Annotated in this window: 10 protein-coding genes; 3 read left to right on the top strand and 7 right to left on the bottom strand. The window is 64.5% G+C overall.

Annotated elements, in window-relative coordinates:
* Nucleotides 1-9: 9 nt before the first annotated feature.
* Both JOZ76_RS15975 and JOZ76_RS15970 read right to left on the bottom strand, forming a co-directional pair.
* Nucleotides 10-1,320: an ABC transporter substrate-binding protein gene (locus JOZ76_RS15975; protein ID WP_291699595.1), complete on the bottom strand. Its 1,311-nt coding sequence runs from the start codon at nucleotides 1,318-1,320 to the stop codon at nucleotides 10-12.
* Between the two features lie 142 nt (nucleotides 1,321-1,462).
* Nucleotides 1,463-2,284, bottom strand: a complete 822-nt coding sequence (locus tag JOZ76_RS15970; RefSeq protein WP_291699593.1) for an aspartate dehydrogenase — start codon at nucleotides 2,282-2,284, stop codon at nucleotides 1,463-1,465.
* Between the two features lie 228 nt (nucleotides 2,285-2,512).
* On the opposite strand from JOZ76_RS15970, the gene JOZ76_RS15965 reads away from it, so the two are divergent.
* The gene (locus JOZ76_RS15965) at nucleotides 2,513-2,878 is read left to right on the top strand and encodes a hypothetical protein (protein WP_291699591.1); all 366 of its coding nucleotides are present in this window, start codon (nucleotides 2,513-2,515) and stop codon (nucleotides 2,876-2,878) included.
* A gap of 15 nt (nucleotides 2,879-2,893) precedes the next feature.
* On the opposite strand, the gene JOZ76_RS15960 is transcribed toward JOZ76_RS15965, so the two are convergent.
* Nucleotides 2,894-3,535, bottom strand: coding sequence for a hypothetical protein (locus JOZ76_RS15960; RefSeq protein ID WP_291699589.1), 642 nt, complete (start codon nucleotides 3,533-3,535; stop codon nucleotides 2,894-2,896).
* A gap of 278 nt (nucleotides 3,536-3,813) precedes the next feature.
* Here JOZ76_RS15960 and JOZ76_RS15955 point away from each other — a divergent pair, with 278 nt between their 5' ends.
* Nucleotides 3,814-4,290, top strand: a complete 477-nt coding sequence (locus JOZ76_RS15955; protein ID WP_291699587.1) for a hypothetical protein — start codon at nucleotides 3,814-3,816, stop codon at nucleotides 4,288-4,290.
* A 217-nt stretch (nucleotides 4,291-4,507) separates the two neighbouring features.
* Complete coding sequence (locus tag JOZ76_RS15950) at nucleotides 4,508-4,699, top strand: hypothetical protein (protein ID WP_291699585.1); 192 nt, start codon at nucleotides 4,508-4,510, stop codon at nucleotides 4,697-4,699.
* 15 nt (nucleotides 4,700-4,714) lie between these two features.
* Here the strand turns inward: JOZ76_RS15950 and JOZ76_RS15945 are convergent, their stop codons facing one another.
* From JOZ76_RS15945 to JOZ76_RS15930, 4 genes are all read right to left on the bottom strand, one after another.
* Entirely contained in the window at nucleotides 4,715-5,107 is a 393-nt protein-coding gene (locus JOZ76_RS15945) for a BA14K family protein (protein ID WP_291699583.1), read from the bottom strand.
* Complete coding sequence (locus JOZ76_RS15940; protein ID WP_291699581.1) at nucleotides 5,104-5,445, bottom strand: hypothetical protein; 342 nt, start codon at nucleotides 5,443-5,445, stop codon at nucleotides 5,104-5,106. The genes JOZ76_RS15945 and JOZ76_RS15940 overlap by 4 nt, the downstream gene beginning before the upstream one ends.
* 7 nt (nucleotides 5,446-5,452) lie before the next feature.
* Nucleotides 5,453-6,964 carry an efflux transporter outer membrane subunit gene (locus JOZ76_RS15935; protein WP_441300041.1) on the bottom strand — a complete coding sequence of 504 codons (1,512 nt, stop codon included), beginning with the start codon at nucleotides 6,962-6,964 and terminating at the stop codon, nucleotides 5,453-5,455.
* Nucleotides 6,965-9,023: efflux RND transporter permease subunit (locus tag JOZ76_RS15930; protein WP_291699577.1), on the bottom strand; the 2,059-nt coding region annotated here is incomplete at its 5' end.

Here is a 9,023-nt window from a genome sequence, read left to right as displayed (position 1 = left end):
GGAGTTGCGTTAGGCCCCGTATGCCGACGATTTCGGCAGCGGGAAGACGGGATCCTGGGTGCGGATGTTGGTCGGCCACACCACCGAAATGTGTTCGCCGGCGTTCTGCATCACCACCGGTGTCGAGCGTTCGTTCTGGCCGGACATCGGCGTGCCCGGCGGATAGAATTTTACGCCATAGCCCTGGATGGTGCCGCCCGGGGGAATGTCGACGTCGAGCGCCGCCTTGCGAATGGCGTCGGGATCGAAGGCGCCGTATTTCTCCTTGGCGACCGGCAGCACGTTGTTGAGCAGGATCCAGGTCTGGTTGAATCCCATCGAGCAATGCGGCGGCACGTCGGTGGCGCCTGTCTTGGCCTTGTAGCGCTCCACCATGGTCTTGGTGAGGTCACCGATGCCTGGCGCAAGCTTTGACGCATCGAGCAACTGCGCCGGCACCGGATCGATGTTGCAGAAATTGTCGATGTCGGCGCCAAACGTGCTGCGCAGCTTGTCGAGCTGGCTGTAGCCGGCGCCCGCGCCGAACAGCATCTTGAAGTGCAGGCCGTTCTCGCGCGCCTGGCGCAAAAACAGCGTGATGTCGGGATTGTAACCGGCATGCGAGATCACGTCGGCGCCGGCGCGCTTGATCTTGGTGACCAGCGCTGAGAGATCCGGCGCGGCCGCGGAATAGCCCTCCTTGAGCACGACCTGCAGGCCGCCCTGCTTCGAATAGGCTTCGTCAGCCGCAGCCACGCCGACGCCGTAGGGGCCGTCCTCGTGGATCAGTGCGACCTTGAGGTCTTTCGGCTCGATGCCGAGCTTGGCCTTGGCATGTTCGGTGAGGAAGCCGGCAAAGGCCTGCCCATATTGCTCCGAATGAATCTGCGCGCGAAAAACGTATTGCAGGTTCTTGTCCTTGAACACGGCGGTTGAAACCGCTGTCGTGATCCAGAGGATCTTCTTCTGCTGCTCGATCTTGGCGGCGAGCGGAACAGCATGCGCGCTGGAATAGACCCCGTCGATAATGTCGAGGTTCTCCTGGTTGATCAGGCGCTCGACCTCGTTGATGGCGGCATCCGCCTTGCTCTGCGAGTCGGCGGTGACGGGCGCGACCTTGTACTTGCCGGCGATGCCGCCCTTCTCGTTGACGAGGTCGATGGCGATCTGCGTGCCGATCGAGGAGGCCACCGATCCGCCCGCTGCGAATGGACCGGAGAGGTCGTAGATCACCCCGATACGGACGATATCGGCTTGGGCGCGTGCCCGCGTCCAGTCCAGACCCACGACGGCGGCGGCAGCGGCGGTCGTCTTCAGCAGCGCTCTGCGTGACGTCGGCATCGCGTTCCTCCCCACTGAATGGTCGCTCAGGCGACTGTGTTTTGTTTTTTTCGAAGTATTGAGAGGACGGCTCGGAAAGTCAACACGCCCCGCCCGCGGATGCCGCCTGGCGGAGTTAGCCGAAAGTGGGGGCCTCGTCGTATCAGGTGCCGACGGCGAGCGCGGCGCGCTGCTTGCGGAGCAGCGCGATGACGGACAACGCGGTGATGACGCCGGTCCTAGGGTTCTCGGACGGGACGTTTTCGATGGCCATCGAGAACCGCGCGGAATCGGCATCGACCTCGATGCGATGGGTATTGCGTGTCACCGTCGGGTCCGCCCAGATCTCGATCGTGGTCCGGTCCGGCCCGATACCCGCGAGAGACAAGGCGACCGCGACGTTGAGGTTGGCCGGAAATCCCTTCGCAGCCTCGCGCGCCGATCCCTCGAACAGTTTGAGCGGCTCGTGCAATCCGTCGATGGCGATGTTGTTGTGGACGATGAACGGCGCGCCTTTGAGGCCATCGATCGGCTTGCGCGTGACCATGCGGACGGAATGGATGACGCCGCAAGCCGCGGCATTGACAGCGTCGAGCCCGATCAGCGCGCCCGTCGGCACCAGGATTCTGCCGCCATGGGCCTTGGCCAGTGCGAACAGATCGTCGTGATCCAGCAGGGCCCCCGCGCCGAGCACGACCGCCGTCTTGCCGTGCATCACGACAGGTTCGACGATCGCACGCAGGTTCTGGCTTGGCGCGCACTCGACGACGATGTCGGCGGCTTCCCAGAGTTTATCGATCGGCAGGATCAACGGCTGTACGCGCAGGCTCTCCAGAAACGCACGATGCTTGTCCTTGTCGCGAACGGCGATCGCCGCCAGCACCATGCCATCGATGCCGCGATCGAGTTCGCGCGCCAGCCGTGAGCCGATCGATCCGAGACCCGCGATCGCGACCCGCAACGCTGTTCCCTTGGTATCCGTCAAGGCTCGCCCCTTTCTGATCCAGAATGTCAGGACGCCATAAGGCCCAAGACCTCCGCGCCAGACAAGGCCGGTTCCTCCACATGTTTTGCGGACCTTGGGCCTCAATCTGGCATTCTCTTTGCACCGCACAAATCGGGTTTGGCGGCGACGTCAGGTCCGTTGTCGAGACGATCTTGGAGGGCATTCGCGGTGGAATCGAAGGCAAATTGGCGAAGTCAGATCACTCTTGTGGCGCTTGCTTTTGCAATTTTGGTCGGCGGGCATGGGCCGAAACCCGATAGCGCGGATGCGCGCGACGTCGATGGCCGCTATGCCAATTCTCCGCTTCACAGCTGGTTCGAGAGCCTGCATTCCGGCAAGGGGCCGTGCTGCTCGGATGCGGATGGGACGGCGCTGTCGGATATCGACTGGGAGACCAAGGAAGGTCACTACCGCGTGCGTATCGAGGGACAATGGTGGGACGTGCCCGACGAGGCCGTGATCACGGAGCCGAACCGGGCCGGCCGCACCATGGTTTGGCCGGTCTATTTTCGCGCGGTTGATACCTCGCTCAGGATCGAAATCCGCTGCTTCATGCCGGGCACCATGACATAGCGGGCGCAAGCTGCGCTACCGCATCGGTCCGGCCAGCATGGTTGTCCCCGCAGCGGCATTGCGTCGCGGCCGCAGTCGGACCGCCAGCACCAGCAGCGCGATGCCGAACAGGATCGTGAGTACGCCCAGCGATGCGGTAAAGGCGACCGGCTCGATGGTCATGGCACGGATCAGCAGCGCGCCATAACAGACGACGGCGAAAATCGCCAGGACGAGCCATCGCAGCTCAGCGGCAAGGCCGCTACCCTGTGCGGTCGCCAGGATCACCATCAGCACCAACAGCGCGGCGACCAGCGTCCACGCGGCAACGATCGGCACAACGGGAAAGGCCGGCACCAGGAGGATGACGGCGCCGACTTCGAGAACGACAGGGTCTCGCCACGACAAGACAGCGCGGCGCTCCTTCGAATGCAGGAGGCGCAGCACCATCAGCGCGACCACGAATGCGCCCTCGAGCAGCATCAGGGCGGAGGCCAGCATCGCGAATGGCAGCAGCTCTTCGGCGGGCGCCGAGATGAGGATGATGCCGAGCAGGACCCCGAGAAGGCCGCGGATGGCAAGTCCCAGCGCGCCGCGTGCGATCATGGGGGCGGCGGTTGCGCGACCACTGCCTTGCGACAAGGCTGGAGCGTGCTGCGGACCGGGACCGTTCGCCATGCCTTGCTCCTCGTAATATGCTGGGATCGCAGAGCCATGAGCGTGCATACGGTCTTGCAGCAGGCCGGCAAAAAGGCGGCGGGGTTGGGGAAACTCTGCGGATTGTCGCGGGCGTCCCGACGGGCGGCGGCGGGGAGACATTTGTTGAAGTTGCCAGGCGAGTTCCCCCGGAGATGCCAAAGCTGGTTCGCCCAACGTATGAGCCCTTCTACTTAGAACCCTTGTGTCGTGACTGCGTTCAAACGGAAGGGGCGTGCCATCCCGCGCAGGAGCAGAGCATGACCAAGCATCCGAAACAGCCGCGGCCGACCGATGTCGATCTCGTTCGCAATCCGCTGATCGGCGCATCGAAAGGGATGACGATGGCGCAGGCCTCGCCCGATGACCTCGCCGATGTCGAGGGCGAGAACACCATTGAAGGCGACGTCGAGAATGACACCAACGCGCAGGGCGGCATCGACAAGGCCGAGGCCCGTAACCGCCGTGACGGGCCGCCAGCCAAGGACCGCGATCCGCCGCCGCGTCATCGCGTGCTGCAGGGCCGGAAGACCCACGAGCAGCAGCTGCGCATGCTCGAGCGCAAGCCGGACGTTCCGGATGAGCGGCAGATCGCGGAGGAGATCGCGCGCGATCGCCGCGATGGCGGCGCGCGGCTGCCCCGGAATCCGAAGGCCCGGCAATCGGAATTTCCCGTTAGCCGCGGCGGTCTCAATCAGGAAAGCCGCCACAACAAGCACAACAAGCCGCAGACCTGACGAGCAGCCTGGGTTCCGCCATGACATAGGTTAAGGACAGGCGGCACGGGCTCACTAAGCTGAGAGTCCGGCTCATTACCCAAGTCCCCGAAGCCGGACATGACTTGGCTCCGGGAGGCCCCCGGAGCCATTTTCGTTGGCGACGCAGGCTGCGTGCAACGTGCCGGGACCGCCGACTGTGGTAAGCTCTGGCGTGGTCTCCTGAGGGGAAACAACCATGACGATGTACACGGTCGGGCTCAAGCTGCGGGCGCGCACCAAGGCGGTCACGATCGAAGCCGAGGATGCCCTGGTAGCGGCGCTCAAGATCAAGCTGGACAATCCCGAGGCGTTCATCACCTATGTCCGCAAGGCGAACCGGCGCGGCGACCGTCGTCACCCGCATGAAGCGATGACGAAACAGGCCTAGACCGGCGGCCGCGCGTCAGCAGCGATGCCGGGCACCATCGCTTCCGACGAACGTGCGCTCGCGAGAGCGGCCGCTCCGGCCGCAGATCGCTTGAGCCGGCCGCGGTCCGATCACCACCTGTGAAGGATAGGGCAGGGGCGAGCGACGGGAATTGCCGGCCAGGGCGCCCGCAGCGCCGAGCCACGCGCTTGGCGGGTCGGCGGTGAAGTTTCCCGGGAAGAAGCCGTTCGCGGGGAAATCACGGCTGTCGTCGCGATTGTCGTAGAACCAGCCGCTGGTATGGCCATAGCGCAGCGGACGGACGCCGAGATCCTGCGCGCGGGACGCGCTTGCACTGAATGCGGCAAGCAGCGCTGCGCCGAGCATCGCCCGCGTGAACTTCGTGATGTGGCCATGGCAACGCCTCATGGCCGGATCGTTCCCCAATCGCCTTTCCATCCCGAAAGCTTCCCCTTCCGGAACTGCAGATAGAGCCCGTCACTGCGGCTTGCGAGCGCTGCGCCCTTGACGTCGGGGAGCGCGAGCAGCAGTTCATCGCCGGGACGGCCGCGGACATAGGACAGCTGAACGCCCAACGCGCGCGACACCTCATCGGGATCCATCCCGAAGCTCAAGGCAATGTTCGGTGGCGTGAGCACCTGCTGCGCGTGCGCGGCCAGCAGCGGCGCGCTGCTCAAAACCAGCACCGCCGCTGCCGTGGCCGTCAGCTTTCTTACAAAACCGTCGCAGGCGAAAACCTCGCGCATCCGCTCCTCACTCGATCGATGCCAGGGTGCCGCCCGGCGTCCAGCCGCCGCCGAGCGCCTGAAACAGGCTGCTCGCCGCCAGAAGCTTGTTCAGGCGAACCAGCACCAGATTGTTTTCCGCGGTGAACAGCGTCTGCTCGGTCTGCAACACGGTGATGAGGTTCACGGTGCCGCCGTTCAACTGCTTTTCCGCCACATCGAACGCCTGCCGGGAGGCATTGACGACGTCCTGCTGCAATCGCTCCTGCTGGGTGAATTTCTGTAAGGCGATGAGCGCCTTCTCGACGTCGGCGAATGCGGAGAGCACGGCCTTGCGATAGGCCTGCAGGTCCTGCAGTTGCACGCCCTTGGCCTGCTTGAGCTGGCTCTCCAGCAGGAAACCGTCGAAGATCGGCTGCGTGAGGCTTGCGGTCAGCGTGTAGAACCAGGCGCCTGGCGTGAACAGCGAGGCCAGCGTCGCACTCTGGAAACCGGTGGTGCCGGTCAGCTGGATCTGCGGAAAGAACGCGGCGCGTGCCGACTCGACGCTGAAATTGGAGGCGGCAAGCTGCGCTTCGGCCTGACGGATGTCCGGCCGCTGATAGAGCAGTTCCGACGGCAGTCCAGGGGTAACCCGCGGCACTGCGATGTTGCGCGTCGAGCCGCCATGCACCGCGAATTTCTCCGGCGCACGGCCGACCACCAGCGCCAGCGCCGCGATGTTCTGCCCGACCGTCACTTCGAGTGGAGGGATGGCGGCGCGCTGCGTCGCCACCAGCGCTTCCTGTTGCGACACATCGAGCTGCGAGGCCGTGCCGCCGTTGAACTGCTTCTTGATCAGATCAAGGATGCGCTGGGCGGCTGCCAGATTCTCGCGGGTGACACGCAACTGGTCCTGCGCGGCCAGCACCTGGAAGTAGGTGTTGGCCACCGTGACGATCGCCGTCAGCGTCACGACCTCGCGATTATATCGGGCGGCGCTGGCATTCTCCTCGGCCGCATAGAGCGCGGCGCGGTTCTTGCCCCAAAAATCTAGCATGTAGCTCGCGGTCAGGCCTGTCTGGAAGGTATTGAAAGTCGTCCCACCGACGCCCTGGCCGCTGACGATGCTATTGGCGCTGCTCTGCTTCTGACGCTCGGCGTTGGCAGTGCCCGTCAGCGTCGGCAGCAGCGCTGCGCCGGACACGCCTACCTGGGCATCGGCCTGGATGATCTGGGCCATCGCAACCGCGATGTCGAGATTGTGGAGCTGGGCCGCATCCATCAGCATGGTCAGCTCGCTGGAGCGGAAGCCGCGCCACCAGTCCACCGCCGGAACGGCCGCGTCCGCCCCGCCTTTCGGCGCCGCGCGATAACTGTCGGCGATTTCCAGATTGAGGTCGGGCCTTTCGGTGCCGATGATGCAGCCGGATAGTATGGGGCTTGCGGCGAGCCCGAGCAGGGTGAAGGCCGCGCGCAGTCCGCTCCAGCCTCGTGGCGGCGTGCGCCGGACACGGCTCAACCCTTGCCTGAGAGAGTGGGCTGGTGGTGGTACTGGCATCTACTCGCCCGGTTGCAGGGATGGCCCGGGCTCATGAGTCGCCGCATCGCCGCGCAGACGTTGGCTCCAGAGGCGGAACCTGTCCAGATACAAATAGATCACAGGTGTGGAATAAAGAGTCAGTGCCTGGCTCAAGATCAATCCTCCCACGATCGAGATGCCGAGCGGCTGGCGTAGTTCGCCGCCCTCACCGAAACCGACGGCGAGCGGCAGGGCGCCGAGCAGGGCAGCCATGGTCGTCATCATGATCGGCCGGAAGCGCAGCAGGCAGGCTTCGCGGATCGCATCGAGCGGATTGAGGTTCCGCTTGCGCTCAGCCTCCAGTGCGAAGTCAATCATCATGATGGCGTTCTTCTTGACGATGCCGATGAGCAGGATGACGCCAATCAGCGCCATGATGCTGAACTCGGTCTTGAACGCGATCAGCGCCAAGAGCGCGCCGACGCCCGCGGACGGCAGCGTCGACAGGATGGTTAGGGGATGAATGTAGCTCTCATACAGTACGCCGAGCACGATGTAGATCGTGACCAGCGCGGCGAGAATGAGGAATGGCTGGTTGCTCAGCGAATCCTGAAAGGCCTTTGCCGTTCCCTGGAAGGTGCCGCGGATCGTTGCCGGCACGCCGAGCCGGTTCATCGTCGCCTCGATGGTGGCGACGGCCTGGCTCAGCGAGACGTTGGGCGCAAGATTGAAGGAGATGGTGTTGGCGACCAGCAGGCCCTGGTGATTGACGGCGAGCGGCGTGGCGCCCTGGCTGAAATGCGCGACCGTGGAGAGCGGAATCATCGTCTCCTGCCTGGTCGAGACCGCCGAACCCGTCGACGCCACGCCTTTGCCGGTCTGGCCGATCGAGTTGTTGGCGAGGTTCCGCGCGGCCTGGGCATTCGCCGCGGCCGCGGCGGTCGATGAGGCCGCCGAGACCACCGTGCCGGCCACCGCATTGGTGGCCTGCGAGCCGCCGACCGACCCGCCGGAGGTCGAGACATAGACGTCGTTCAGCGTCTCCGGGTTCTGCCAATAGCGCGGCGCCACCTCCATGATGACGTGATACTGGTTGCGCGCGACATAGATGGTCGAGACCTGGCGCTGGCCGAATGCGTCATAAAGCGTGTTGTCGATCTGGCTCACGGTAACGCCGAGCCGCGCCGCGGCATCGCGGTCGATCGTGACATCGGATTCCAGTCCCTTGTTCTGCTGGTCGCTGTTGACGTCGGCAAGGTTCGGCTCGCGCTGCAGGGCGGCGGCGATTTTCGGCGACCATTCGTTGAGCTCGTCGAGTGAGGCGCCCTGCAGCGTGTACTGATACTGCGCGTTGCTGGCGCGGCCGCCGACACGGATGTCCTGCACCGCCTGCAGGAACAGCGTCGCGCCGGGAACCACCGCCATCTGGCGCCGCAGCCGCGCGATCACGGCATCCGCGCTGGCCTTGCGCTCACTCATCGGGGTGAGCGAGACGAACATGAAGCCGGAATTGGTCTGGCCACCGCCGGTGAAGCCGACCACGGTCTCGACCGCGGGGTCCTTCTTGATGATCGAGACGAACTGCGTGAGCTTCTGCTGCATCAGCTGGAACGAGATGCTCTGGTCGGCCTGGATGCTGCCAACGATTCGCCCGGTGTCCTGTTGCGGGAAAAAGCCCTTCGGAATGGCGCCGTAGAGATAGAAATTGAGACCCAGCACCGCGGCCAGGATCAGCATCATGGTGCGCGGGTGTTCCAGTGCCGATGTCAGCGTCCGGCGATAAAAGCCGAGCATCGCATCGAACACATATTCGCTCGCCCGGTAGAGCCGGCCATGGCCGCCGGTGTCATGCCGGAGCAGCACCGCGCACATCATCGGCGTGGTCGACAGCGAGATCGCCAGCGAGATCACGATCGAGATCGAGATCACCATCGCGAACTCGCGAAACAGGCGGCCGACGATGCCGCCCATCAGCAGGATCGGGATGAACACCGCAATCAGCGAGATGCTCATGGAAAGCACGGTGAAGCCGACCTCGTTGGCGCCCTTCAGCGCCGCCTGCAGCGGCGACAGTCCCTGCTCGATATAGCGGGTGACG

It is taken from the genome of Bradyrhizobium sp. (genome assembly GCF_019244115.1).
Classification (GTDB): domain Bacteria; phylum Pseudomonadota; class Alphaproteobacteria; order Rhizobiales; family Xanthobacteraceae; genus Bradyrhizobium.
This window is presented reverse-complemented; position numbering and strand designations above follow the sequence as displayed.

Coding starts and splice junctions, on each gene's coding strand:
- JOZ76_RS15950 (WP_291699585.1), top strand. CDS start 4,508: ATGACGATGTACACGGTCGGGCTCAAGCTGCGGGCGCGCACCAAGGCG.
- JOZ76_RS15935 (WP_441300041.1), bottom strand. CDS start 6,964: ATGCCAGTACCACCACCAGCCCACTCTCTCAGGCAAGGGTTGAGCCGT.
- JOZ76_RS15975 (WP_291699595.1), bottom strand. CDS start 1,320: ATGCCGACGTCACGCAGAGCGCTGCTGAAGACGACCGCCGCTGCCGCC.
- JOZ76_RS15940 (WP_291699581.1), bottom strand. CDS start 5,445: ATGCGCGAGGTTTTCGCCTGCGACGGTTTTGTAAGAAAGCTGACGGCC.
- JOZ76_RS15945 (WP_291699583.1), bottom strand. CDS start 5,107: ATGAGGCGTTGCCATGGCCACATCACGAAGTTCACGCGGGCGATGCTC.
- JOZ76_RS15960 (WP_291699589.1), bottom strand. CDS start 3,535: ATGGCGAACGGTCCCGGTCCGCAGCACGCTCCAGCCTTGTCGCAAGGC.
- JOZ76_RS15955 (WP_291699587.1), top strand. CDS start 3,814: ATGACCAAGCATCCGAAACAGCCGCGGCCGACCGATGTCGATCTCGTT.